Origin of the sequence: Paraburkholderia podalyriae (assembly GCF_014397785.1) — a bacterium.
Lineage (GTDB): Bacteria > Pseudomonadota > Gammaproteobacteria > Burkholderiales > Burkholderiaceae > Paraburkholderia > Paraburkholderia podalyriae.
Window position 1 is genome coordinate 1 of record NZ_VZQQ01000050.1, and the last position, 24,955, is coordinate 24,955.

25 protein-coding genes and 1 pseudogene are annotated in these 24,955 nt (G+C 61.9%); 15 read left to right on the plus strand and 11 right to left on the minus strand.

What is annotated here, in order from left to right:
• From F6X42_RS32955 to gabD, 12 genes and pseudogenes are all read left to right on the plus strand, one after another.
• Nucleotides 1-359: pseudogene (locus tag F6X42_RS32955) on the plus strand (hypothetical protein); the annotation flags it as partial.
• A 73-nt stretch (nucleotides 360-432) separates the two neighbouring features.
• The gene (locus F6X42_RS32960; protein WP_512699647.1) at nucleotides 433-765 is read left to right on the plus strand and encodes a hypothetical protein; all 333 of its coding nucleotides are present in this window, start codon (nucleotides 433-435) and stop codon (nucleotides 763-765) included.
• A gap of 427 nt (nucleotides 766-1,192) precedes the next feature.
• Complete coding sequence (locus tag F6X42_RS32965; protein WP_187638220.1) at nucleotides 1,193-1,879, plus strand: GntR family transcriptional regulator; 687 nt, start codon at nucleotides 1,193-1,195, stop codon at nucleotides 1,877-1,879.
• 317 nt (nucleotides 1,880-2,196) lie between these two features.
• On the plus strand, nucleotides 2,197-3,090 hold the full coding sequence (locus F6X42_RS32970) for an alpha/beta fold hydrolase (protein ID WP_187638188.1): 894 nt from the start codon (nucleotides 2,197-2,199) through the stop codon (nucleotides 3,088-3,090).
• The gene (locus F6X42_RS32975) at nucleotides 3,083-4,036 is read left to right on the plus strand and encodes a flavin reductase family protein (RefSeq protein ID WP_187638189.1); all 954 of its coding nucleotides are present in this window, start codon (nucleotides 3,083-3,085) and stop codon (nucleotides 4,034-4,036) included. The genes F6X42_RS32970 and F6X42_RS32975 overlap by 8 nt, the downstream gene beginning before the upstream one ends.
• A gap of 238 nt (nucleotides 4,037-4,274) precedes the next feature.
• Complete coding sequence (locus tag F6X42_RS32980; RefSeq protein WP_187638190.1) at nucleotides 4,275-5,306, plus strand: ABC transporter substrate-binding protein; 1,032 nt, start codon at nucleotides 4,275-4,277, stop codon at nucleotides 5,304-5,306.
• 80 nt (nucleotides 5,307-5,386) lie between these two features.
• Nucleotides 5,387-6,271, plus strand: a complete 885-nt coding sequence (locus tag F6X42_RS32985; RefSeq protein ID WP_027194702.1) for an ABC transporter permease — start codon at nucleotides 5,387-5,389, stop codon at nucleotides 6,269-6,271.
• 1 nt (nucleotide 6,272) lies between these two features.
• A complete protein-coding gene (locus F6X42_RS32990) occupies nucleotides 6,273-7,067 on the plus strand; it encodes an ABC transporter permease (protein WP_187638191.1) in 795 nt (264 codons plus the stop codon).
• A gap of 25 nt (nucleotides 7,068-7,092) precedes the next feature.
• On the plus strand, nucleotides 7,093-8,181 hold the full coding sequence (locus F6X42_RS32995) for an ABC transporter ATP-binding protein (protein ID WP_187638192.1): 1,089 nt from the start codon (nucleotides 7,093-7,095) through the stop codon (nucleotides 8,179-8,181).
• A gap of 12 nt (nucleotides 8,182-8,193) precedes the next feature.
• Nucleotides 8,194-8,901 carry a GntR family transcriptional regulator gene (locus tag F6X42_RS33000; protein ID WP_187638193.1) on the plus strand — a complete coding sequence of 236 codons (708 nt, stop codon included), beginning with the start codon at nucleotides 8,194-8,196 and terminating at the stop codon, nucleotides 8,899-8,901.
• Between the two features lie 13 nt (nucleotides 8,902-8,914).
• The gene (locus tag F6X42_RS33005) at nucleotides 8,915-9,067 is read left to right on the plus strand and encodes a hypothetical protein (protein ID WP_187638194.1); all 153 of its coding nucleotides are present in this window, start codon (nucleotides 8,915-8,917) and stop codon (nucleotides 9,065-9,067) included.
• 113 nt (nucleotides 9,068-9,180) lie between these two features.
• Nucleotides 9,181-10,641: an NADP-dependent succinate-semialdehyde dehydrogenase gene (gene gabD, locus F6X42_RS33010; RefSeq protein WP_376776485.1), complete on the plus strand. Its 1,461-nt coding sequence runs from the start codon at nucleotides 9,181-9,183 to the stop codon at nucleotides 10,639-10,641.
• 520 nt (nucleotides 10,642-11,161) lie between these two features.
• Here gabD and F6X42_RS33015 read toward each other — a convergent pair.
• The 5 genes from F6X42_RS33015 to F6X42_RS33035 are packed head-to-tail and all read right to left on the minus strand — an operon-like array spanning nucleotide 11,162 to nucleotide 16,010.
• Entirely contained in the window at nucleotides 11,162-12,631 is a 1,470-nt protein-coding gene (locus tag F6X42_RS33015) for an aldehyde dehydrogenase (RefSeq protein WP_187638196.1), read from the minus strand.
• 12 nt (nucleotides 12,632-12,643) lie between these two features.
• Complete coding sequence (locus F6X42_RS33020) at nucleotides 12,644-13,681, minus strand: LLM class flavin-dependent oxidoreductase (RefSeq protein WP_187638197.1); 1,038 nt, start codon at nucleotides 13,679-13,681, stop codon at nucleotides 12,644-12,646.
• An 11-nt stretch (nucleotides 13,682-13,692) separates the two neighbouring features.
• Nucleotides 13,693-14,619 (minus strand): flavin reductase, encoded by a 927-nt coding sequence (locus F6X42_RS33025; protein ID WP_187638198.1) that lies wholly within the window; start codon nucleotides 14,617-14,619, stop codon nucleotides 13,693-13,695.
• A 1-nt stretch (nucleotide 14,620) separates the two neighbouring features.
• Nucleotides 14,621-15,439 (minus strand): alpha/beta fold hydrolase, encoded by an 819-nt coding sequence (locus tag F6X42_RS33030; protein ID WP_187638221.1) that lies wholly within the window; start codon nucleotides 15,437-15,439, stop codon nucleotides 14,621-14,623.
• Nucleotides 15,408-16,010 carry an amino acid synthesis family protein gene (locus F6X42_RS33035; protein WP_187638199.1) on the minus strand — a complete coding sequence of 201 codons (603 nt, stop codon included), beginning with the start codon at nucleotides 16,008-16,010 and terminating at the stop codon, nucleotides 15,408-15,410. Before F6X42_RS33035 ends, F6X42_RS33030 begins: the two co-directional genes overlap by 32 nt.
• A 271-nt stretch (nucleotides 16,011-16,281) precedes the next feature.
• On the opposite strand from F6X42_RS33035, the gene F6X42_RS33040 reads away from it, so the two are divergent.
• Complete coding sequence (locus F6X42_RS33040) at nucleotides 16,282-16,575, plus strand: DUF1330 domain-containing protein (protein WP_187638200.1); 294 nt, start codon at nucleotides 16,282-16,284, stop codon at nucleotides 16,573-16,575.
• A gap of 238 nt (nucleotides 16,576-16,813) precedes the next feature.
• On the opposite strand, the gene F6X42_RS33045 is transcribed toward F6X42_RS33040, so the two are convergent.
• The 5 genes from F6X42_RS33045 to F6X42_RS33065 are packed head-to-tail and all read right to left on the minus strand — an operon-like array spanning nucleotide 16,814 to nucleotide 22,079.
• On the minus strand, nucleotides 16,814-18,481 hold the full coding sequence (locus F6X42_RS33045) for an electron transfer flavoprotein-ubiquinone oxidoreductase (RefSeq protein ID WP_187638201.1): 1,668 nt from the start codon (nucleotides 18,479-18,481) through the stop codon (nucleotides 16,814-16,816).
• Between the two features lie 11 nt (nucleotides 18,482-18,492).
• Nucleotides 18,493-19,167, minus strand: a complete 675-nt coding sequence (locus tag F6X42_RS33050; RefSeq protein ID WP_187638202.1) for a HutD/Ves family protein — start codon at nucleotides 19,165-19,167, stop codon at nucleotides 18,493-18,495.
• Nucleotides 19,167-20,099 carry an electron transfer flavoprotein subunit alpha/FixB family protein gene (locus tag F6X42_RS33055; protein ID WP_187638203.1) on the minus strand — a complete coding sequence of 311 codons (933 nt, stop codon included), beginning with the start codon at nucleotides 20,097-20,099 and terminating at the stop codon, nucleotides 19,167-19,169. The genes F6X42_RS33050 and F6X42_RS33055 overlap by 1 nt, the downstream gene beginning before the upstream one ends.
• Nucleotides 20,096-20,869 (minus strand): electron transfer flavoprotein subunit beta/FixA family protein, encoded by a 774-nt coding sequence (locus F6X42_RS33060; protein WP_187638222.1) that lies wholly within the window; start codon nucleotides 20,867-20,869, stop codon nucleotides 20,096-20,098. The genes F6X42_RS33055 and F6X42_RS33060 overlap by 4 nt, the downstream gene beginning before the upstream one ends.
• A gap of 22 nt (nucleotides 20,870-20,891) precedes the next feature.
• A complete protein-coding gene (locus F6X42_RS33065; RefSeq protein ID WP_187638204.1) occupies nucleotides 20,892-22,079 on the minus strand; it encodes an NAD(P)/FAD-dependent oxidoreductase in 1,188 nt (395 codons plus the stop codon).
• Between the two features lie 201 nt (nucleotides 22,080-22,280).
• Between F6X42_RS33065 and F6X42_RS33070 the strand changes: the two genes are divergently transcribed.
• Nucleotides 22,281-23,246, plus strand: coding sequence for a LysR family transcriptional regulator (locus F6X42_RS33070; protein WP_187638205.1), 966 nt, complete (start codon nucleotides 22,281-22,283; stop codon nucleotides 23,244-23,246).
• A 24-nt stretch (nucleotides 23,247-23,270) separates the two neighbouring features.
• Nucleotides 23,271-24,065, plus strand: a complete 795-nt coding sequence (hutG, locus tag F6X42_RS33075) for an N-formylglutamate deformylase (RefSeq protein ID WP_187638206.1) — start codon at nucleotides 23,271-23,273, stop codon at nucleotides 24,063-24,065.
• Between the two features lie 232 nt (nucleotides 24,066-24,297).
• On the opposite strand, the gene F6X42_RS33080 is transcribed toward hutG, so the two are convergent.
• Nucleotides 24,298-24,900 carry a helix-turn-helix domain-containing protein gene (locus F6X42_RS33080; protein ID WP_187638207.1) on the minus strand — a complete coding sequence of 201 codons (603 nt, stop codon included), beginning with the start codon at nucleotides 24,898-24,900 and terminating at the stop codon, nucleotides 24,298-24,300.
• Nucleotides 24,901-24,955 lie beyond the last annotated feature (55 nt).

A 24,955-nucleotide genomic window follows, 5' to 3' on the forward strand; every position in this document is an offset into this window, starting at 1 on the left:
TCATGACGGTGCGCTTCGACGTGCCTTCGGCGGCGCGGGCCGATGTCGTGAAGGGATTGCGTCAAGAGGTCTTGCCGCCGCTCGCCGACCGGCCCGGCATCACGGGCGTACACCTGTGTCTGGCCGACGAGGCCGTCAGCAAGGTGGAAACTGCCGAGAAGAAGGCGCGTTCGGAAGGCACCGAGGTGCCGACATGGATCGTGATGATCGAAGGATGCCGCGCCGACTATGTCCGCTCAGCGGTGGACGCTTTCCTTGCCGGACTCGCTGCTTTGCCCGGGGCCGCTGCGGTTGCGCCGGACTGCACGCTCTATCAACTGGAGTACACGCGCTGCAAGACGCCGTGGAGCGCCGGCTGAAAGCTTGTTTGAACACGGCTGCAACCCGCGTCACGCGACACCGCGCAGCCGGCCCTGACGCTGTCGTCACGCATTGAGGAACGAAGGAATAGTTCCATGTCGTCCCCTGTTCATCGGTCAGGGTCAGGCGGTGCACCGCCATGGCCAGATCATCGGCTTTGCGAGTCGGCCGATCCGCGCGGGGCAGCACGTTCATACGCATAATCTTGCGATGGGCGAATTCGCCCGTGACTACGCATTCAGTCAGGGCGTATGTGCCACTGTCCCGTCAACTGAATCGGCGACGTTTCGCGGCATTGTGCGTGAAGACGGCCGTGTGGCAACGCGCAGAATTCGTGCCTTGGCAAATCAGCGCAATCATGTGAGCCGCTGTTGTCCGGCACAAGTAGAGCGTGCACCGCACTGATGCTCGGCAATAACCCATACCAGGTTGGAGAAAGATAGCCGCCAAGCTGGGCAGGCTTGAACATGTTGCGCACGAGCGATGGCGCACGTGCTCTGCTGGCTGATTCCTGTTCCAGGCGATCTAATGACTCGATTTCCGTTTTCGTGAATACCGCTTCGGGGCGGGGCCTGTGGAACTGCGCGGCTGATCATCGTGAGCCAGAAGATGCGCCAGCTCAGGATACAGGGGACGGAGTCTGCGGAGTCGAGTGCATCTTCGCTCCGGAGGAGACATGTTTAACGCTCATGGCTGCACTTCGCATACCGGCAATGTGCGATCCGCGCTCCTTACTGCATCTAATCCCTTCCTTTATGGTGGATAATATGGCATTCCACGCTCCGATCAGGCCATGGCGTGGTCCGAGCTTTCTCTGTCCACTTTTCTACTTATGTCAGATCTTAAAGTTGTCCGCGAAACCAAAACCCTTCGTGAACTGACGCTGGACAAGCTGCGCGATGCAATTGTGCAGGGGTATTTCCAGCCGGGCGCACGCCTCGTCGAACGCACGCTGTGCGATGAGTTGGGGGTCAGCCGCACGATTGTGCGCGAGGTATTGCGACACCTCGAGACCGAGGGGCTGGTGGATGTCATCGCGCGCCAAGGGCCGGTCGTCGCGCAACTAAATGCCGGCCAGGTTAGCGAAATCTACGAACTGCGCGGGCTACTGGAGGCGAATGCCGCACGCGCGTGTGCCGAGCAGTCCACACCCGAACTCGTGAGGCGACTGCGGGAGATCCGCAAACAGATCGAAGCGGCGTTCCAGGTCAAAGACTTGCCGGCGGTGCTCGCCTACACGGAACACTTCTACGAGGCGTTATTCGAGGGCGCGCAACGGACCGTCTCCCTAGCCGTGGTCAAGACGCTCAATGCACGGATCAATCGATTGCGCGCACTCACGATAGCCACGCCGGGACGCAGTCAGGAGTCGAATCGCGAGATGAACATGATGCTTGATGCCATCGAACAGCGCGACGGCGATGCCGCGTTTTCCGCCTCGATCGCGCATATCCGGCGCACGGCGGAGCTTGCGCTTGCGGCGCTTGCTCAACGAAGCGAAGGAGTGGGCGAAGCTTGACGCGAACGGCCTGACGGTTCTCCACCGCTTGTCTGCGGCCGCGGTTCCGCGGCGCGCTCCACGCGCTCCTTCCGAGCGCCAGACCACTCCCACTGCACTCCCCATAACGCGCTGTTCGCTCGCGGCGTTGTCTTCGCTCGACCCCGGCCGCGAGGCGCTCCTGGTTTTTCAGCGCGAGGCTCCGATCGGCAACCGCGTGCCCTCGGCAACGTCCATGCCAGCCACTTCCCCCTCCTAACTTATGGTATTCCATAATATTTTGACGCGGAGAGTTTGCTGTAGTATGGCATACCATAATATTGTGGAGCATGAGCCGAATGAATCCTGACCGGACGCCCAGGCTTGCCGCAGCGCGCGGCGAGATTGCAGGGACGAACTACAGCGTGCATGCGCCGAAGTCGGGCGAAGCGCTGGCAACAGTTGTCCTGATTCACGGCGTGGGGATGAATCAGAGCGTATGGTCGTCGCAGATCGAGCCGTTGACGACGGCGAACTACGAAGTCGTGGTCTACGACATGCTCGGTCATGGCGCCAGTGCTCTGCCTCCGGCCGAGCCGACGCTCGATGATTACGCCGCCCAGCTCGAACGCCTGCTCGACGGCCTCGACATCGAGCGGGCGCACGTCGCCGGTCATTCGATGGGCGCGCTCGTCGCACTCGAGTTCGCGCTGACTCATGCGCCGCGTACGCTGAGCGTCGCTGCACTGAACGCGGTCTACGACCGCTCGCCTGCACAACGCAAAGCAGTAATGTCGCGCGCCGCGACGCTCGGCGATACACCGGCCGATACGGGCGCGATTGCGGGCGTCGACGCCACGCTCAAACGCTGGTTCGGTGACCCGGTGCCGGCGCATCTGACGCAGGCGGCGCAAGCGGTGCGCCACCTGCTGCTCTCGGTCGATCCGGTCGGCTATGCGCGGACTTACGGTCTCTTCGCCTGTTCGGACGACGTCCACGTCGGTCGGCTGGCGAGCCTCGCTGTGCCGGCCTTGTTCCTGACCGCCGAGCTAGATCTGAACTCGAGTCCGGACATGTCGCGGGCGATGGCAGAGGCCGCGCCGTTCGGTCGGGCCGAGGTGATCGCGGGTGCGCGTCATATGATGAACGTTAGCCATCCAGAAGAAGTCACCGCACGCCTGCTCGCTTTTTTCGCCGAAGCAGCGCAACGAAACGGGGCAAATGCAACGAACGTGGGGGAAGACCATGTCTGAGCCGATCAGCGAACAGACTTTCGACACTTTCGAATTTCGCCGCGCACTCGGCGCATTCGTCACCGGCGTGACTGTTGTCACGACGATCCAGCCGGACGGTTCCCCGCGCGGCTTCACGGCCAACTCGTTCACCTCGGTTTCGCTCGATCCGCCGCTGATCCTCGTGTGCATCGCGAAGAGCGCGGCGAGCCATGCGGTCTTTGCCACCACGAATCACTTCGCGGTCAGCATGCTGGCGGGGGAGCAGAAGGCCGTGTCGGGCGTCTTCGCGTCGAAGTCGGTCGACAAATTCGCGCAGGTCTCATGGCGCGTCCGCGCAACGGGCGCGCCGGTCATGGAGGGCGCGGCGGCGACGTTCGATTGCAGGACGCACGACGTCGTGGATGCCGGCGATCACATCATTCTGATCGGGCGCGTGGTGGACTTCGTGCATACGAATTCGTCGCCGTTGGGTTACTGCCGTGGCGCGTACGTGAACTTCAGTCTCTCGCAGGACGCGCTCGCGGCAACCGGCGCGCGCGCCCAGGTGGGCGCAATTCTCGAACATCGCGACGGCCTGGTGCTGCTTGAAACGAAAAACGGTTTGCAGTTGCCGGCCGGCGTCAAGCTCGAACCCGAAAGTGATGCGGGGAGCCTGCGCGGCGTGCTGGCGAAGCTCGGTCTCACCGCGCATCTCGATTTCATTTTTGCCGTTTTCGAATCGGGTAGTGGTCCGTCGGCGAGCGTCCACTATTACCGGGGACGCGTGAGCAGCAGCCTTGCGGCCATGATGGACAGCGCGATCCACATCGTCCCGCTGCCACGGATTCCATGGAGCGAACTGCGCGACGACGCCGTGCGCTCGATGCTGCAGCGCTATGTGCGCGAGCGCAGCGAAGACGCCTTCGGCATCTACGTCGGCGACACAGAGGCAGGACAAGTCCAGACGCTCGCGACAGCACATTGAGATGCCCGGTGTCGCACGGCTGCCGCCGTCATCCGGATACGGTTTTCGACGACCGGTTTGTCGTGGGTTAATCCACCAAAAAGGTCCATCAATCTAGCATCGTAGTGGGGAGACAGAGGAAAAGATGGAAATCAGCAACATGAAGCCAGCGCGGTCTTCGCCGTTGGCCGCAGAGAATACCGATTCGACGACCACGCATTCAAATTAGCGCGACCAAACCGACTTGAAGGATACCGATATGACCCGCACCCGCAGTCTGATGATTTCTCCGCTGATCGCGCTGTGCGCGGCGGCGTTCATGGCGACGCCGGCGCTTGCCGCAGATCCCATCGTGTTCACGAGTTGGGGCGGCACGACGCAATCGTCGCAGCAAAAGGACTGGGCGCAGCCTTTCACCCAGGCGAGCGGCGTCAACGTGCTGATGGATGGCCCGACCGACTACGGCAAGCTCAAGGCGATGGTGGACAGCGGCAATGTTAGCTGGGACGTCGTCGACGTCGAGGGCGACTTTGCCTATGCCGCGCAAAAGGCAGGGCTGATCGAGCCTATCGACTACACCGTGGTCAAGAAGGGCGAGCTCGATCCACGCTTCTCGAGCGCCGATGCGGTGGGCAGCTTCTATTACTCGTTCGTACTCGGCTATAACAAATCGAGCTTCAAGGGCGCGCAGCCGCAGACGTGGGCCGATCTGTTCGACACGAAGAAGTTTCCCGGCAAACGAACGTTCTACAAGTGGTCCGCACCCGGCGTGCTCGAAATTGCGTTGCTTGCCGACGGTGTGCAGCCGGACAAACTCTATCCCCTCGACCTCGACCGCGCATTCAAAAAGCTCGACTCGATCAAGAGCGACATCGTCTGGTGGAGCGGCGGCGCACAGTCGCAGCAACTGCTTGCATCGGGAGAGGCGCCCGTCGGCGTGTTCTGGAACGGCCGTCTGCATGCGCTCGAACAGACGGGCGTGCCGGTCGGCGTTTCGTGGAACCAGAATCTGACTGCTGCGGACATGCTCGTGATCCCGAAGGGTGCGAAGCACAAGGCCGAGGCGATGAAGTTCCTCGCCGTCGCGACGAGTCCGCAGGCGCAGGCGAAGTTCGCGCAGGATACGGGCTACGCGCCGATCAACGTGAAGTCGGCGGCGCTGATGCCTGCTGCAGTCGCGAAGACGATGCCGGACCAGTACAAGACCTCGCAGATCGACCTGGACATGAAGTACTGGGCAGACAATCGCGACGCGATCGCGAAGCGCTGGTACGCGTGGCAATCGAAATAAGCGTCAGCGAAAGAGGCGTGCCCCGAAGCGGCGGTCAGGCAGAAGGCGCATAGCAGCAACTGGAGAATACAGGAGATACCATGCCTAATGTTCTGAGTACCGCGGCCCATCCGCCGGCAACACCCACGCGTCGGCGTCGCGACTGGCGCAACATCCGCCTGTTGATACCGGGGCTCGTGCTGCTCGTGATCTTCTTCATGCTGCCGGTGCTTTCGCTCCTGCTGCGCAGCGTGCTGGAGCCGACACCGGGGCTGCACAACTACGAGCAGCTTCTCGGCTCATCCACCTACCTGCGCGTGTTCGGCAACACGTTCCTGGTCGCGACCGTCGTGACCGTGGTGACGGTGGCGATCGGTTTCCCGACCGCATGGCTGCTCGCGATTGCGCCGCGCAGACTGAGTTCGCTGCTGTTTTCGATCATGCTGCTTTCGATGTGGACCAACCTGCTGGCGCGCACGTTTGCCTGGATGGTTCTGCTTCAGTCGACGGGCCCGATCAACCGTATGTTAATGGCGATCGGCCTCATCCACGAGCCGCTGCCGCTCGTGAACAACCTGATCGGTGTGACGATCGGCATGACGTACATCATGCTGCCATTTCTCGTCATGCCGCTGCACGCGACGCTGCGCAGCATCGACCCCTCGACACTGCGCGCCGCAGCGGTCTGCGGCGCGAGTCGCTGGCAGGCCTTCTGGCGCGTTCTTGTGCCATTGGCGATGCCGGGCATCGCATCGGGCGCATTGATGGTATTTGTCATGGCCCTCGGCTACTTCGTGACCCCGGCATTGCTCGGCGGCGCGCAATACATGATGCTCGCCGAACTGGTGGCCCAGCTCGTGCAGGAGTTGTTGAACTGGGGTCTCGCCGGTGCCGCCGCCTTCGTGCTGCTCGCCGTGACGCTCTCGCTCTACGCGCTTCAACTGCGGTTCACAGGCGGCGCGCGCGCCACTGCTGGAGGCCTTTGACATGTTGCTCGATTTCGACCGTTTAGGTGCGTTGCGCTGGGCGCTGCTTGCAATCGGCTCTGCCGTCACACTGTTTCTTTTGCTGCCCATCGTGTTCATCGTCGCCTTGTCGTTCGGCGATTCGCAGTGGCTGATCTTTCCGCCGCCGGGCTGGACGCTGGAGTGGTACCGCCAGCTTTTCACCGACCCGGGGTGGCTCGATTCGCTGCTCACGAGCGCCAAGCTCGCGGTGATCGTGACAGTGCTGTCCGTGCTGATCGGCTTTCTCGCATCGCTTGCGCTCGTGCGCGGCAAGTTTCGCGGACGCAACGCGGTGAAGGCGTTTTTTCTGACGCCGATGGTGCTGCCCGTGGTGGTGCTGGCTGTGGCGCTCTATGCGTTCTTTCTGCGCATCGGCCTGACCGGCACGATGACCGGTTTCGTGATCGGCCATCTGATCATTGCACTGCCGTTTTCGATCATTTCAATCAGCAACTCGCTGTTGAGCTTCGATACCGCACTGGAAGACGCAGCGTTGATCTGCGGGGCATCACCGCTCGAAGTGAAGCTGCGCGTGACATTGCCGGCGATCCGGCTTGGCCTGTTCGCCGCGGCGATCTTCGCGTTCCTTGCGTCGTGGGACGAGGTGGTGGTGTCGATCTTCATGTCGAGTCCGACCTTGCAGACGCTGCCCGTGCGCATCTGGGCGACGCTGCGGCAGGACCTGACTCCCGTCGTCGCGGCAGCATCCTCGCTGCTCGTCGGACTGACGACCGTTTTGATGTTGGCGGGCGCAGTGCTGCGCCGCGCCCGATAACGCCCGAACAATGAGGTGATTAGCCATGACTTCCGCATTCCTGCAAATCCAGCGCCTGCGTAAGACCTACGACGACGTCGTTGCCATCGACCAGGTTTCACTCGATGTGCGCAAGGGCGAGTTCATGACCTTCCTCGGGCCGTCGGGCTCGGGCAAGAGCACGACGCTCTATATCGTCGCGGGTTTTCAGGAGCCGACTGAGGGTCGCGTGCTGCTCGACGGCAAACCGCTGCTGTCGGTCGCGCCCAATAAACGCAACATTGGCATGGTGTTTCAGCGCTACACGCTGTTTCCGCATCTCACCGTCGGGCAAAACGTGGCTTTCCCCTTGCGGGTGCGCCGCCGCCCCGAGGCGCAGATCAAGAAGAAGGTCGAGCAGATGCTCGCGCTGCTGCATCTCGCGGAGTTCCGCGATCGCATGCCGGGCCAGCTCTCGGGCGGCCAGCAACAGCGGGTGGCGATTGCGCGCGCGCTGGCGTACGACCCGCCTGTGCTGCTGATGGACGAACCGTTGTCCGCGCTCGATAAGAAGCTTCGCGAGGAAATCCAGCTCGAACTGCGCCGCATCCACCAGGAGACCGGCGTGACGATTCTCTACGTGACGCACGATCAGGAAGAGGCGTTGCGTCTCTCGGATCGTATCGCTGTGTTCAACAAGGGCTGCATCGAACAATGCGGAACCGGCGAAGAGCTCTATGAAAATCCGGCTTCGCGCTTCGTCGCCAACTTCATTGGCAATTCGAACTTCCTGCCTGTTCGTATCACCGCGCGCGACGCGGCGCAATCGAGCGCTGTCTTCCCGAGCGGCCATGCAATCGCGGCCGTCGGCGATGCCGCGCTTTCCGTGGGCGGCGACGGCACGCTGATGGTTCGCCCCGAGCAGATCCGCATTCGCGCTGCCGGGACGGCGAAAAACACGGCGGGCTTGCCAGTGACCGTGCGAGACATCACCTATCTCGGCGACGCCATGCACTACTCGGTGACGACGCCGTGGGCACAGGACATGTCAGTGCGGATGCCTGCGGGAGATCATCGGGACAGCGGGATCGTCATCGGCACGCAGGCCTGGATCGACTGGGATGCGCGCGACACGAGGCTGTTCGCGCAGGCTTGATCGGATACAGCAATGCACGAACCGATCTCGTCCCTGAAAGTCGAGCGCCGAACGACCACGCTCAGAGCGCTTGCGCTCGAGAAAATGCGTAGCGCCATCCTGGACGCGCGTTTTCAGCCAGGCGCCCGGCTGGTCGAGCGGACCTTGTGTGAAGAGCTGGGCGTGAGCCGCACGGTCGTGCGCGAAGTATTGCGCCATCTGGAGACGGAGGGGCTCGTCGATACCCTGCCGAATCAGGGGCCCATCGTTGCCGTGCTCGATCTCAAGACCGCAACGGAGATTTACGAAATTCGCGGCCTGTTGGAGGGCGAAGCGGCGTCCGCCTGTGCGCGGCTTGCCGACGCACGCACCGTCGACGATCTGGACGCACTGATCGACAGCATTCAGCTCGCTTTCGATGACCGGGACTATCGCGCAGTGCTGGCGTTCACGACGGCGTTTTACGAGCGCATGTTCACCGCGGGCCACAAACATGTCGCGTGGGAAATCGTCCAGTCGTTGACGGCAAGAATCAACCGTCTGCGAGCGTTGACCATCGCGTCCGACGATCGCGGCAGCCAGGCGGTTCTGGAAATGCGTCAGATCCTGGCCGCGATACGCGCGGGGGACGCGGTCGCCGCGCACAGCGCCGCCGTCAAGCACGTCAGCGGGGTGGCGGAAATCGCCAGGAAGCTGTTGGTTGAAGGGCAGGGGCACTTGCTCCTGAAACGCGCGGGGTAATCTTCGGGCTGCCTTGTCAAAGCGCACCTCGCTATACGCGATGGGCGTCTGGCAAAAGCCTGCGGGCGCGGCGTCGAATGCCGACATCTTCGATGGCGCGGTGGGATCGGCGTCGTCGAACAATCATCAGACCGCGGTGCGTATCGGTATGTATCACCAGTTCTGACAGCAGCGTGCTCCGTCCTGGCGCGGAGCACGGTTTCGACCCTGCTTGATATCGCGCGCCCGGACCAGCATCGGGGTGCGCGACCCTTTTTCGCAACCCCTTTAGGAATGACCATGGAATTGGGAACCCAGTTGAAGGACCCGCTGCTGTTTCGACAACAGGCTTACGTCAGCGGCGAATGGCAAAGCGCCGCGAGCGCAGAAACATTCGAGGTTCGCGATCCCGCAACGGGCGCGATCGTCGGCAACGTTCCTTTGATGGGCGCGAGCGAAACACGTCAGGCGATCGACGCAGCGAACGCGGCCTGGCCCGCGTGGCGCAAAAAGACCGCGAAAGAACGCGGCGCTATTCTGCGCAAATGGCACGATCTGATGATGGAGAACGCCGATGATCTTGCACTGATCCTGTCGACGGAGCAGGGCAAGTCGCTTGCGGAAGCGAAGGGTGAAATCGGCTATGCCGCGTCGTTCTTCGAATGGTTTGCGGAAGAAGGCAAGCGCATGTACGGAGACACGATTCCGACGCCGTCGAGCGACAAGCGCATCGTCGTGGTGAAGGAGCCGGTGGGTGTGTGCGCCGCGATTACGCCGTGGAATTTCCCGGCCGCGATGATTACCCGCAAGGTTGGACCCGCGCTCGCCGCCGGTTGCACCATCGTCGTCAAACCCGCCGAAGCGACGCCGTTCTCGGCGCTGGCGCTGGCCGTGCTGGCCCAGCGTGCAGGCGTGCCGTCCGGTGTGTTCAGCGTGGTGACGGGCGACCCGAAGGCGATTGGTGTGGAACTGACGTCGAATCCCGTCGTGCGCAAGCTCTCGTTCACGGGATCGACACCGGTGGGCCGCCTGTTGATGAGCCAGTGCGCGTCGACGGTCAAGAAAGTGTCGCTCGAACTCGGCGGCAACGCGCCGTTCATCGTGTTCGACGATGCCGACGTCGATGCGGCCGTCCAGGGTGCCATCGCATCGAAGTACCGCAACAGCGGGCAGACGTGCGTGTGCACGAACCGCTTCTACGTGCACGACACCGTATACGACCAGTTCGCGGAAAAGCTCGCCGCAGCGGTCAGCCGCCTGAAGGTCGGACGCGGCACCGAACCCGATGTCGCGCAAGGCCCGCTCATCAACGAGGCGGCGGTGCAGAAAGTTGAAGCCCATATCGCGGATGCACTCGCGAAGGGCGCGTCCGTTGTCACGGGCGGCAAGCGTCATGCGCTCGGCCACGGCTTCTTCGAACCGACGGTGCTCCGGGACGTCACCCCGGCGATGCAAGTCGCGAAAGACGAGACCTTCGGCCCACTCGCGCCGCTCTTCAGGTTCAGCAGCGACGACGAGGTGATCCGCTTCGCGAACGATACGGAATTTGGTCTCGCATCGTACTTCTACAGCCGGGACATCGGCCGCATCTGGAGGGTTGCGGAAGCGTTGGAGTACGGGATGGTCGGGGTGAACACGGGCCTGATTTCGAACGAAGTCGCGCCGTTCGGTGGCGTGAAGCAGTCGGGCATGGGGCGCGAGGGTTCGCACTACGGCATCGACGATTATGTCGTCATCAAATATCTGTGCATGGCGGTTTGACCTGGAAAAAGCGTGGTGCAAAAGGGGACGCTCGAACATGAATACATGGTCATCCAGAAACGATGGAGCGGGCGCGGCCCGTTTGCACGACACTGCGCTCGATCACACCGAACCCGGCGCGGTAAGCATACAGTTGCCGGTGACGATACGCGTCCTCGCGATCCTCCTCGCCGAAGGTGGAAAATCGCGCCGAAGAATTGCCCGGCGACGATGGCAAGAATGGCGCTTACCAGATCCAGGTAGAAAATCAGCACTGAGGCAGCGCCGGAAATCACGGCCAACGGCGCGACATTCGTGCAGAACTACAAGGTGAAGAGGTCGACCGGTTTGCCGTGCCGGTTTTCCGGGGCAACATACTCGATCGAGTTGCTTTCGATGGTCAGAACGCTGCTATCGTTCGCCGGGTTTGTCATCATGTCGCCATTTTTATACCGGGCTGCGCCGCACCACGAACGCAATGCGTGTGGCGACAGCGCAGCCTTTACGGCTTTGAATCAACACGGCAGGGGAGCGCGCCCGTCTAGCGCATCACGAACGGGTCGCTGATCGGGTCGTCCGAGGTGCGAAGCCACACGGACTTCGTCGTCGTGTATTCGAGCGCAGCGGCGAAGCCGCCTTCACGGCCATGCCCCGACAGTCCGAAGCCGCCGAACGGCACGAGCGGCGACACCGCCCGATACGTGTTGATCCAGACGATGCCCGATCGAACGCGCTTTGAAACGCGATGGGCACGCGTGAGATTGGTAGTAAAGATGCCGGCTGCAAGACCGTAGGCTGTGCTGTTAGCCTTTTCGATTGCTTCCTGTTCGGTAGCGAACGTATCGACCGAAAGCACCGGCCCGAAGAGTTCCGTCGTAATACTGTCCGCGTTCGCGACACCGGTACAGTCCAGAATCGTGGGCGCGTAGTAGTAGCCCGCGCGCTCGATAGCCTTGCCCCCCGTCAACACTCTGGCGCCCTGGCGCACGGAGCTTGCAACGACCGACTCGATATTACGCAGTTGCCGCTCGGTGCAAAGCGGCCCGTATTCCGTTGCCATGTCATTGGGCAAGCCGACGAGAATGCGCGAGACGCGTTCGACCAGCAACGCAAGAAATTCGTCCTTGACGGATGCTTCGATCAACAGACGCGAGCCCGCGACACAGCTCTGACCGCTGGCAGCGAAAATGGCCGCCACCTGTGCATTCACGGCGCTTTGAATGTCGGTGTCAGCGAACACGATGAACGGCGATTTGCCGCCCAGCTCCAGCGAAACCTTGGCGAGGTTATTCGCCGTGTTCGCGACAATATGCTTCGCCGTTTCCGGGCCACCCGTGAAGGCCACCTTGTCCACCTTCGGATGGCTGCTGAGTACGGCGCCGCATTGCGCGCCAAAGCCGGTGACCACGTTGACCACACCGGGCGGGAAGCCGGCTTCGTGGACCACGCGGGCGAATTCGAGCAACGGACCCGGCGCTTCCTCGGAGGCCTTGAGCACCACTGTGCAGCCGGCGGCCAGCGCCGGTCCGACCTTCACCGCTGACAGGAACAGCTGGCTATTCCACGGAACGATCGCCGCCACCACGCCGACTGGTTGCCGGTCGAGCCAGACCTGCATGTCCGGCTTGTCGACCGGCACGTGGCTGCCTTCGAGCTTGTCGGCGATACCGGCGTAGTAACGGTAGTACTCTGCCACGTAGGCAATCTGGCTGGAGGTCTCACGGATGATCTTGCCGGTATCGGTGGTTTCAATTTCAGCAAGTCGCGGCGCAGCCTTTTCGAGGAGGTCGGCGAGCCTGTACAGCAGCTTCCCTCTGGCCGACGCCGTGATGCCGGCCCACGCGGGATCGGTCAGCGCGCGGCTGGCGGCGTCCACGGCCCGGTTGACCTCGCCGGTCCTTGCCTCGGGCATCTGTGCCCACACTTCGCCGGTGGCCGGGTTCACGCTTCCGAACGTTGCGGCGCCCGGCTCGAACTGGCCGTCGATATAAAGCTGGAAATGAAAACTCATGGAATCACGCCCTCACTGAAAGGCAGGCATCACGTCGTTGATCATCCGTTCGAGCGACGCCTTCTTGCGCTCGAAGCTCATGCCGGTGTCGATCCAGAAGGAGTACTCGTCGAAGCCGAGCGCTTCGTATGCCTTCAGGCGCGCGATCACCTCATCGGGCGTACCGATGACGTTGTTCCTGCGCATGGCTTCCGGCGTGTAGAACGGGTGAGCGGCGATCTCTTCCTTGCTCAGCGACTTGATCATGCCACGGCTTACCGGACGCTCGTTCTTGAACCATGCGCCGAAGTAGTTATAGAAGACGTTCACTTGGTCGGCAGCCAGTTGTGCGTCGTCCTCGCTGCTCGCGACATAGGTGTGGCGCAGCAACATGATCTGCGGGCGAGGCATGTTGCTGAATTTCTCGCATGCCGCGTTGAAATGGCCGGCGAGCTTCTCGACTTCTTCGTCGCCCATATGCAACGGCGTGACCTGGACGTTGCAGCCGTTCGCCACGGCGAACTCGTGGCTGTTCGGGTCGCGGGCGGCTACCCAGAGTGGCGGGTGCGGCTGCTGGAGCGGTAGCGGAGACGACGTTGTCGAAGGGAATTTCCAGAACTCGCCTTCGTGCGCGTAGTCGCCTTCCCACAGTTTTTTCACTGCCGGAATGAGTTCACGCATTCTCTGGCCGGCACCCCATGCATCGAGGCCCGGCAGCAGACGTTCGTATTCGAACGAATACGCGCCGCGTGCGATGCCCAACTCCAGACGGCCGTTGGTGATGATGTCGGTCATCGCCGCTTCGCCAGCAAGCTTGATCGGATGCCAGAATGGCGCGATGACCGTGCCGGTGCCCAGCCTGACGTTCTGGGTCTTGTTGGCCAGATCCACGAGGTTGAGGAACGGATTGGGCGCGATCGTGAAGTCCATGCCGTGGTGCTCGCCGGTCCAGACGGCGTGCATGCCGCCCCGGTCCGCGATCTGACAAAGCTCGACCATCTCGTCATAAAGCTGTTTCTGACCGGTCTGGTCGGAGACGCGCTCCATGTGCACGAAAAGTGAAAAACGCATGGGGTAACCTTTCAGGAAAGAAGCGGGCGGACGGTGCCCTGGCTATGGTCGCCGTAGTACATGCCGTAGCTCTTTAACTGGCTCTCCTTGCGGTAGCGTTCGAGCATGCTGGCGACGGCGGCGTCCTGGAACTGATTCGAGCCGATCTCGTCGAGGCTCACGAATTCGCCCGACGCGGCGGCCTCATCGGGCGGCGCACTGCAGAGAAACGAAATGTATTGGTAGTGGGTTTCGGTGTTGTTGTACGCCGAATAGATGAAGCTCGCCGATGCGTCCGGCTGGTACTTCGCGAAGATCTCGGCGAGCGCCTTGTCGGCGCCTTCCTTGCCGATCTCCTTAGAAGGCAGACTCCATTTGTTATCCGCGTTGCGGATGAGGAGCACCTTGTCGTCGCGCGCGATAATCGCGCTCACTACGACCTTCTGACCGGTGATGACTTCGGCCGATACCTTGGCGGGCGTGAAATAGCCGCCACGGTAATAGCCGAGGCCGGCGTAGCCCGCAGAGTGGAACGCCTCGACCTTACCGACGATCAGCGCGTGGTCGCCCGCATCGATCACCGTGTGCGTTGTGCAGTCGAACCACGCACTGACGTCGCCGATGAGCGGGTTGTTGTTCGCGCTTAGATGCCAGTTCACGTTGGCGAAGCGATCGTCGCTGGGCCGCGCGAAGGTATTGGATAGATCTTTCTGGCCTTCCGCGAGAATGTTGATGGCGAAGTGTCCCGTCGTGGAAAACGTCTGGTAGTTGCTCGACGTCTTTGCGATGCTCACGAGCAGCAACGCCGGGTCCAACGAAACTGACGAGAACGAGTTTGCGGTAAAGCCGAGCGGCTTGCCGTCGTCTCCTGCCGTCGTCACAATTGTGACGCCTGTCATGAAGGCGCCGAAAGCATCGCGCAGTTCACGAGGATTGATTCTGGCGGTCTCTTGGCTCATATCACACTTCCGATTTCAACGTTTCGGCGAGATGCTCGGTCTGCAGCCAGGCGCGCAGGGCGCGATTGACTTCCTCGGGGGCGGTCAGGTTCACCATATGGCGCTCGTTGCGGATTACGACGGCACGACCGTTGTGGGCGGCACTGGCCATCTGTTCTGCCATCTCCGGCGTCGAATTCGCATCATCCGAACCGGTGAGCACGAGAGCAGGGCAGGCAATCGTATGCCAGCCGTCGGCATAGACTTCATCGCCACTCGCGAAGGCCGTATAGGCCGTGGCGTAACCTGCCAGATCGACGGATTTCAGCCAGGACTCGACCTTTTGCGCCGCGATGCGCTGCGCTTCCTCGGCATTGAACCAGCGCTTGAGCGGTGTTTCGATGTCGATGCTTCCCGATCGAAGTTCGGCCGCGCGTTGCAGCACGGCGTCGCGGGCCTCCGTGGTCCGGCGATACACGCCGTTCAGAACGGCTACGCGCCTGACCAGATCAGGCCGGGTGACGGCCACGCCCGCGGCGATCAGCGAACCCATCGAATGACCCGCCAGATTGACGGGGCCTGCGTTCAGTGCTTCGATGAATTCGATGGCCCAATTCACGAATTGCTGCAATCCGGCATTCACGTCCAGCGCGGTGCTCGTGCCGTGCCCGGGCATATCGACCGAAAACACCCTGAATTCGGCCGACAGATCGTCGATCTGCGGGTGCCACGCACGCGCCTGCATGCCCACCCCATGAATCAGGACCAGTGGCTCCCCAGTTCCCTGCTCGAGATAGTGCGCGACGCGATTACTTGACAGATGCAGGATTGTTGAGGTCATTTCCGAGTTCTGCCAGATCTTTGTACCGATCGCCAATGCGGTGATGCGGACGGCCGCCGGTCGCGCCGCCAATTGCGATAACCAGTTCGTCCGGCGCCGGCGCATCGGCGATCGCGAACTGTAGCGTCAGGTAATGCGAACGGCGGCCTTCGTCGTTCTTGTCCATCATTGGGATCAGCAGCGGCGCATTTGCCGGGCCGCGCGTGTTGTTGAAAGCCAGATACGACTTGGCGCCGACGGCCGCGCGATAGATGTTGCCGAAGTGCAGCGTGTGGATCAGCGCGGACGCATGCTCGAGCTCACCGTCGAGGCCGACGATCGCGCTCTTGCCGAACGCCTCGACCGCTTCGCCTGACCCTGCCTCGTCAAGGATGAGCTTCGTGAGGTGCTCGCTGAGTTGCGGCGCGATCGCGCGAATCTCGGGCGACAGATCTTCGACATAGCCTCGGCCTGCCCACGGGTTTTTGATGACGGCCGCTGCGCCGATCATCTTCAGCGGCTTCGCGGCGGCTTTGTCGCCATCCACGAAGACCGTCTCGACATGGAGAATAGATTTGCGAATCAGGCTCATAGCAAGGTGTCCTAGGGTCAGTTGTTGATGTAAAGCATTGTGGTATGCCATAGTACGGCGTACCATGAGTGTTAACCCTATCGCACGGATGGCGGCCCAGAAAATGGGCGGTTGTGGCCTGTACGATGGGAAAGCATCGCCCGCCGCTTAGGACGTGAATTGCACTCGTGTGAGGGGCAATGTGCGCTGACGATCGCCGCGCGAGGGCTCCGGCGGTGTCGACGTCGGCGTGTCAGCCGAAATCGGCTAATCAATTTTTGAAGGCTGAAAAATGACTGCTTACTGGATCGCCCATGTCACCGTGCTCGACCCGGTGAAATACAAGGACTACACCGACATCGCACCGCTGGCATTCAAGAAGTTCGGGGCGGTTTTCCTGGCGCGTGGAGGCGCGTCGAAAGTGCTCGAAGGGGAGTCGTTCGAGCGCCACGTGGTTATCCAGTTCAGCGACATGCAAACAGCGCTGGATTGCTACAATTCACCCGAATATCAGTCGGCCAAGCAGGCGCGAGATGGACACTGCATCGCGCAAGTGTCGATTGTCGAGGGCTTAGACGGCGGATAGGCTTGCGGGGGTCCGTATTGCGCAAGCGAGATCATGAAGTTCTAGTGCCGTTCAAGAGGCTGCTTTGGTGTTTATGTCAGTCACTGCCTGCGGCCGTCGGCGCGAACCGCTTACTCTGGTTTCTCTGTAATACGTTGAAAAGGGCCCCGTGCCATGGTTGGTGGCAAATGCTTGTTGATTCGTCAGTATTTGCGAGAAAGCGGCTTCAAAGTTGAAGTCGCTTTCTAATTTGACATGGTCACATGTTCGAGTAAGTGGGGCCGCCGCCACCTTCCGGTACGACCCACACGATGTTCTGTGTCGGGTCCTTGATGTCGCAGGTCTTGCAGTGCACGCAGTTCTGCGCGTTGATCTGCAAGCGGTCTTCGTTTTGCTCGTTCTTCACGAACTCGTAGACACCCGCCGGGCAGAAGCGTGACTCCGGCCCCGCGTAGGTCTGCCAGTTCACGTTCACCGGCACCGACGTATCTTTCAGCGTCAGGTGCACCGGCTGGTTTTCTTGGTGATTGGTGTTCGAGATGAACACCGAGGACAACCGGTCGAACGTGAGCTTGCCATCCGGTTTCGGATACGTGATCGGCTTGCACTGCGACGCCGGCTTCAGCATCTCGTGATCCCAATGCTGATGATGGAGCGTCCACGGCACGTTGCCGCCCAGCAGCTTCTGCTCGATGCCGACCATCAGCGTGCCCAGATACAGGCCCTTGCTCATCCACTGCTTGAAATTGCGCGCGCGATGCAGTTCGGTGTGCAGCCACGACGTCTTGAAGCTCTCCGGATAGGCGGTGAGTTCATCGTTCTGGCGCCCCGCCTGCACCGCTTCGAATGCGGCGTCGGCGGCCAGCATGCCGGTCTTGATCGCCGCATGCGAACCCTTGATCCGCGAGGCGTTCAGGAAGCCCGCATCGTCACCCACCAGCGCGCCGCCCGGGAACACCAGCTTGGGCAGCGACATCAGGCCGCCCGCGGTGATCGCCCGCGCGCCGTACGACACCCGTTTGCCCCCTTCCAGAATCGCGCGGATCGCCGGATGCGTCTTGTAGCGCTGGAACTCCTCGAACGGCGACAGGTACGGATTCGTATAACCCAGACCGACCACGAAACCCACCACCACCTGGTTGTTGTCCATGTGATAGAGGAACGAGCCGCCGTAGGTGTCGTTTTCGAGCGGCCAGCCGGCCTTATGGATCACCAGACCCGGCTTGTGCTTCGCGGGATCGATTTCCCACAGTTCCTTGATGCCGAGGCCATAGACCTGCGGATCGGCGCCGTCGCGCAGCCTGAACCGGTCGTTAAGCTGACGGCCGAGGTGGCCGCGCGCGCCTTCGCAGAACAGCGTGTACTTCGCGTGCAGTTCCATGCCGAGCTGGAAGTTCCCGGTCGGCTGGCCGTCCTTGCCGATGCCGAGGTTGCCGGTCGCGACCCCCTTGACCGAGCCGTCGTCGTTGTACAGCACTTCAGCGGCGGGAAAGCCGGGAAAGATTTCGACGCCGAGCGCCTCGGCCTGCTGACCCAACCAGCGCGTCACGTTCGCGAGGCTGATCACGTAGTTGCCGTGGTTCTTGAAATTGTCCGGCAGCGCCCAGTTCGGCACGCTCTTCGCGCCCGTTTCCGACAGAAACAGGAAGCGGTCCCCGGTCACGTCGACCGTCAGCGGTGCGCCTTTTTCCTTCCAGTCAGGAATCAGTTCATTCAACGCACGCGGGTCCATCACCGCGCCCGACAGGATATGCGCCCCGATCTCCGAGCCTTTTTCCAGTACGCACACGCCAAGCTCGACGCCCTTGTCAGCCGCCAGCTGCTTCAGCCGGATCGCCGCGGACAGCCCAGCCGGGCCGCCGCCGACGATCACCACGTCGTATTCCATCGACTCGCGCGGGCCGTACTGCTCTCTCAGGTTCTGCATGCTTGCGTTCTTCATTGCGCGAGTGGCTGGACGATCGGTTCGATCGCAATCGACACCAGCTTCGCGCCGGGGCCGACATGATGCAGATCCAGCTCCTCGTCGCTGCCTTCTATCCAGATGCCGCGCATCGGCGAGAGCGTGACATTCTTCAGCAACGTACTCGACAGGCTCCACTGTCCGGAGAGACTGATCAACAGTTGCACGCTTGCTGGCGTGATCCGAAGCGCGTTCGTCGCTACACTGACTTTCGCGCGGCACGCTTCGCGCCGGGCCATCACGTTGAGTACCTGAACGGGCTTCGCAGGCAAGCTGACCCACACGTGCAGGTCGCCGGAGAACTGCACAGGCTGGCCGGTTCGCGCGAGCAGTTGGCCATCCTGCGAATGCAGATCGACTGTGCCGTCGTCGATCAGCAGCAGCGTGCGTTCGAAGCCTGGGAATTGCGAAAACCGCGCGGCGCCCTTGAGGTCCGCCAGACTCACGCGCCAGTCGGCTACGCCCGCCGGATTCGCACCACGAGCGAGGGTGCGGGTCGTACCGCCGCCGTTGACCCATGGTTCGGGCGAGACCGACGTGCAGTCGAGAAAGCGGACCGACGGCAGCTTCTCGTCGGCACAATGCGTTTTCAGATGACCCAGCGCTTCGCCGCTATCGCGCGAGATGGGGTTCGGAAGGTCGAGTTCCATCACGCTGCCCTTGCGCCCGCGTGGGCTTCGAGCTCACTTAACACATCGAACAGATCGCCGACGATGCCGTAATCTGCCACCGAAAAAATCGGCGCGTCCGGATCCTTGTTGACGGCGACGATCACCTTCGAATCCTTCATGCCGGCCAGATGCTGGATCGCGCCGGAGATGCCGAATGCGAAATACACGTCGGGTGCGACGGTTTTGCCGGTCTGTCCCACTTGCGTGGCGTTCGGCGCATAACCCGCATCCACGGCGGCTCGCGATGCGCCGAGTGCGGCACCTATGCGATCGGCGAACTCGCCGAGACGGACCATGTTGTCTTTCGATGCCAGTCCGCGGCCGCCCGAGATGACGACACGTGCCGTGCTCAGATCGCGTCCGGATTGTCCGGATGCCTGACGCTCCAGTAGTTTCGTTTTCTTGAACGCGGCGACCGGTTCCGTTTCGACAATCGCGGCGGCACCGCCCGATGCCTGCGCCGCAACGAAAGATGAGGTGCGTACCGTGGCAAACGTCACGCGCACTGTGACCGATACTTTGGCGATGACGCTGCCCGCATAAAGACCTCGCGTGAAGCGGCCTTGCGCGTCGATGCCTGTCACGTCCGCGAGAAACGCGCCATCGGTTAGCGCGGCGGCACGCGGCAACGCACTGCGGCCGAGATTGCGGTGACTCGCGACGATCAGCGTGTAATCGTGAGAGACGGCCTGAAGCTGCATGCCGAGCGTTTCGGGTACCTGAACATGAGCCACATCGCCCGTGATGGCGAGCACGCGCTCCACGCCGGTGATGCTGGCCGCAGCGTGGGCGCCTGCTGCCGGTATCAGGACGTCGACCGGCAAACCACGTTGCAACGCCGCAGTGACGGCGCGCCGCGTCGATTCCGCGAGTTCGCCATGCTCCCATTCCGCTACCACGAGGCTTCTCATACCGGTGCTCCCAGGTTGTCCAACGGACGTTGTGCGGTGAGCGCATCCAGCAGCGCGGCGGTATTCGCGACCTTGATGCCGCCCTCGCGCACAGGCGGGTCTCGCAGTTCGACGATCGTCGTGCTCGGCGTCAGATCGACGCCGAGCGATGCGCCGTCGATCGTCACAAGCGGTTTTTGCTTCGCCTTGACGATGCTCGGCAGCGTGACGCGACGCGGCTCGGCCAGACGCAAGTCCGCGCTGATAACACTCGGACAGTCCAGTTCCCACACGGATGTGCCGCCGTCATCGCCACACGTCACCTGCCAGTGAGCGTCGCGTGCGGACAACGCGCTTGCGTTCAGCGCCTGGGACCAGCCAAGTAACGCCGCGAGCATGGCGGCGACGCCGCCAATGTCGTTGTCGATTGCCTGCTTGCCGCATAGGACGAGGCCGAAGTCGCTCGTTGCCATGTACGCGCGCAGCAAGCGCGCGACGGCCAGCGAGTCCGCGCTGGCGCTGGCGGCGCCGGTGTCGATCAGCACGGCGTCGTCGGCGCCCATCGCGAGGGCGGTGCGCAACACGTCCTGGCTGGTGGACTGACCGCACGTCACCACCGTTACCTGGGAGGCCACGCCTGCCTCCCTGAGTTGCAGCGCCTTTTCGACCGCGCATTCGTCGAAGGGGTTGAGCGACATCTTCAAACCGGTTGTGTCGATCGCGCCGCTCGTGCTGACCCGCACGCGCACGTTGGCATCGACGACCCGTTTGACGGGAACGATAATTCGAATGGTCATGTGGATAGGCTCCGGATCAGGACACGGCGCCCGCGCCGTATTTGCCGACGAGCAGCGCACCGCTCGCAAACCGGCTCAACGCATAGGGGGCCAGCGAAACGTCAGTGGGCTGCCCAAGTGCATGCTGCGCGAGAATCTTACCGACCCCCGGCGATAGCTTGAAACCGTGTCCCGAGAAACCGAACCCCACCACCAGTCCTTCGATATCGCCAACTGAGCCGAGCACCGGATTCCAGTCGGGCGTGACGTCGTACACACCCGTCCATGACGACGCCAGACCTGCGGTCTCATAAGCGGGAAAGCGTTCGGCGACTTGCGCTCCGACTTCGCCGACGTAATCGAGCGAGATATCGCCTTGCTCGGTCTCCAGCGCATTCAACGTTTCGCCGACCACGCCTTCGGACACGAGCATCTGGCTGCCGCCATAGCTGCGGTAGTAAAGCATCCCGGCTGAGCCAAGATCCTTGAACGCGGGCATCTTGAACGAATAGGCGGCTGTGTCGCACTCCAGCGCGAGCACGGTATGACGTTCAGGCTTCACAGGCAAATCCACGTCCAGCCAGCCGGCCATCTCCGGTGTCCAGATGTTCTGCGTGCTGATCAGCGTGCCGCAACTGAACGAGCCCGCCGTCGTCTCCACGCCGACTACCTTGCGTCCCTCGCGCAAAACGCCGGTGACGCTCACGCCCTCCATGATCTTGACGCCTTGCCGGCGCGCCGCGCGAGCGAAGCTGGTCGCAACCAGATACGCGTCGGCGAAGCCCGCTTCGGGCTCGTAGCCGATCAACGCGGCGTCGTCGAATTGCGCGATCGGCAGGCGTTCGCGCGCCTCGGCCCGGTCGAGCAGTTGGACCTCGATACCCATGTCCTGCTGTGCGGTCAACGACGCGCGCAGCGGATCGATCTTGCCGCCGTCCGGTGCGCAAATCATGTAGCCGCATTTGACGAGACCGCACGACGCTTCGTCGTCGCCAACATATTCGGCGAAATTGTTGAAAGCCCACCACGACGAGCGGGCCAGTTCGACGTTCTGTTTCACCGAATAATGGGTGCGCAACAGACCGGACGACTGCGACGTCGTGCCCGCGCCAATGGTGCTGCGTTCAAGCACAAGCACGCTTTTCGCGCCGAGCGCGGCCAGATGATGGGCTACCGAGGCTCCGATTACACCGGCTCCGATCACAACAAAATCGTAATGGCTCATGTGAACCTCTGCGTTGAAGATGGAGCCGATTCTAGGCAGCCGAATCCCACGGGACTTTTGTATTAGGCAAACTTATGGTGCAGACCGTGGATTGCTCATGGTCGGCAAGTGCCGGCAGAAAAATGCATCATGCAGGCTCTTCCGTGACAAAAGAGGGCAAGAAGGCGAAAGGCGCCAGACGCGATAACCACCGGAGTTTTCATGCGACGAACCCAACCTCCCATCGACCTGCGCGCATTGCAGGCTTTCATCGCAGTCTGCGAGGCGGGGTCCATGACGGGCGCGGCGAAGCAGTTGGGCGTAAGCCAGAGCGCGATCAGCCAGGCCATTGGCGCGCTGGAGCGCGATCAAGGCGTCGATCTGTTCGATCGCGAAAGCCGGCCGCCACGCCCCAATATCGCTGGACGCGCACTGCTGGAACTGGCCGGTCCGTTGATCGAACATGCGCAGATGGTGAGCGCGCGCGTCGGCGATGCGTCGCATGCAGGCAAGCTGCCGGTGCGGCTCGGGTGCGTGGATTCGTTCGCGGCCACCGTGGGGCCCGAACTGATCCGGGCGGTATCGGGCTCGGCGCGGCAGATTTCGCTCTGGTCTGGTCTGACGCCGGGCCTCAGCAAGCAGTTGCACGACCGTGAACTGGACGTGGCGATCTGCACGCAGACGTTATTGAGCGACGCACGGATTGTCGAAGTCCCGCTGTTTTCGGAAGCCTTCGTGGCCGTCGTGGCGCGACGTTATCTCGATCAGCGCAAGAACGTCGACTGGCGCACGCTCGCCCTGGAATTGCCGCTGATCCGCTATACGGCGCGCTCCGTGATCGGCCAGCAGGTTGAGCGGTTCGCGCGGCATCTTGGCATAGAGAGCGCGCGACGCTATGAATTCGACGCGACCGATCCGCTATTGAGTCTCGTGGCCGCAGGGCTCGGATTTGCCATTTCGACGCCGCTCTGTTTGTGGCAGGCGCGTCATTACCTCGACGACATTGCCGTATTGCCGCTGCCCGATAGCCGTCTTGGGCGTCGTGATTTTTTTCTGTTGCATCGTCAGGGTGAATGGGACGATTTCGCGTCGGAGATCATCACACTCACACGTGGCGTGCTCGATCACAGCATCTGGCCGGCGCTGGCCCGCGTATTGCCGCATTTGCCCGATGGCGCGCTGCGCTGAGAAAAAAATTTAAAGGAGTCAACGATGAGTGAGCTTTACAAGCTGCATATCGGCGATGGGCCGTTGCTGATTTCGATTCCGCATCTCGGCACGGAGATTCCGTCGTCGCTGAAGCATGGGTATTCGGAGGTGGCACTGAGTGTAGCGGACACCGACTGGCATCTCGACCGTCTCTACAACTTTGCGAAAGCGCTGGGCGCGACTTTGCTGGGCGCGCGCGTTTCCCGCTACGTGATCGATCTGAACCGGCCGCCGAACGACGAGAGTCTGTACCCCGGCCAAACGACGACGGGCCTTTGTCCAACGGAAACGTTTCGGGGCGAAGCGGTTTACCGGCCCGGTCAGGAACCCGATCAGGCGGAGAAGCAACGCCGCGTGGCTGCCTATTGGCAGCCATACCACACGGCATTGCAAGCGGAGTTGGCGAGGCTGCGCGAGCGGCATCCGAATGTACTGCTATGGGAAGCACATTCGATCGCGAGCGTACTGCCGCGCCTTTTCGACGCGAAGTTGCCGGATCTCAATCTTGGGACGCAAGACGGCCGCACCGCAAACGTGCTCGTGCAAAACGCAGCCGAACGAGCCGCTGCGGACAGCGCCTATACGTGGGTCGCGAACGGCCGCTTCAAGGGTGGTTATATCACGCGTCACTATGGCGAACCCGAGCGCGGTATTCACGCGGTTCAGCTTGAAATGTGTCAGTGCATCTACATGAATGAAGACGCGCCGTTCTCCTATCACGACGCACGCGCCGCTGCGCTTCAACCGACGCTGCAACGCATGGTGGGCGGCGCGCTGAATGCGCTCGAGCACTTGTGACCACTTTGTATAAGTAATGCTGTTGATGGATCTGAACCCGAGGTGCCGTTCCTGTGCAGCGAGGCACCGCGCAGGTCGGTAAACCGCACTGCTTTGACGCGGTGAGGATCCGCGGAAGTCACCCGTTTGATGCCGTCGGTTCGCCCAAAGTGTTTCCCAGTATGAATCTTATGTTCCCATTGGTAATCATGGCATGGAGGTTGCATAAGAAGTAGCGGCGAATGAAGGCGCATCAGTCCCGGTCACCTTCGCCGTACACGAAGATGGACAGGAACTGGATCGGCATTTCGATCAGCCGCTCGGGACCGTGGGGCACGTCGGCCTGGAAGGTGAGGGTGTCGCCGGGATGCAGGATGTAGGTTTGCTGGCCGTGCCGGTACTCGATGACACCCTTGAGCATGTGGATGAACTCGGTGCCCTGGTGTTCGAAGACGGGGAAGGTTTCCGATTCGTCGTCCATCGTGATCAGGAACGGCTCGAACAGTTTTTTGGGGCCTTGGTCGTAGGCAAGCAGGTGATAGGTGTGGCCGCGTTTGGTGCCTTTACGGACCACCTCCATGCCTTCGCCCTTCTTCACGAGTTGGGCGCCGCCTTCGGGAACGTCGAAGCGGCGGAACAGGGTGGACATCGACACACCGAGCGCATTGGCGATCCGGTTGAGCACGTCGAGCCCGGTGGAAGTCTGGGCGTTCTCGATCTTCGAGAGCATGCCGCGGCTGATCCCGGCCTGCTCCGACACCTGAGCGATCGTCAGCCCGTGGCGCTGGCGAAGTTCGCGGATCGTCGCGCCCAGATAGCGTTCGAGCGAGTTTTTGCTGTCTTCGCCGTTTTGCATGGTTGAACCTCGTTGAAAGGCAGGAGGGTAGCAGATAAGAAGGGCCGTATTGCGC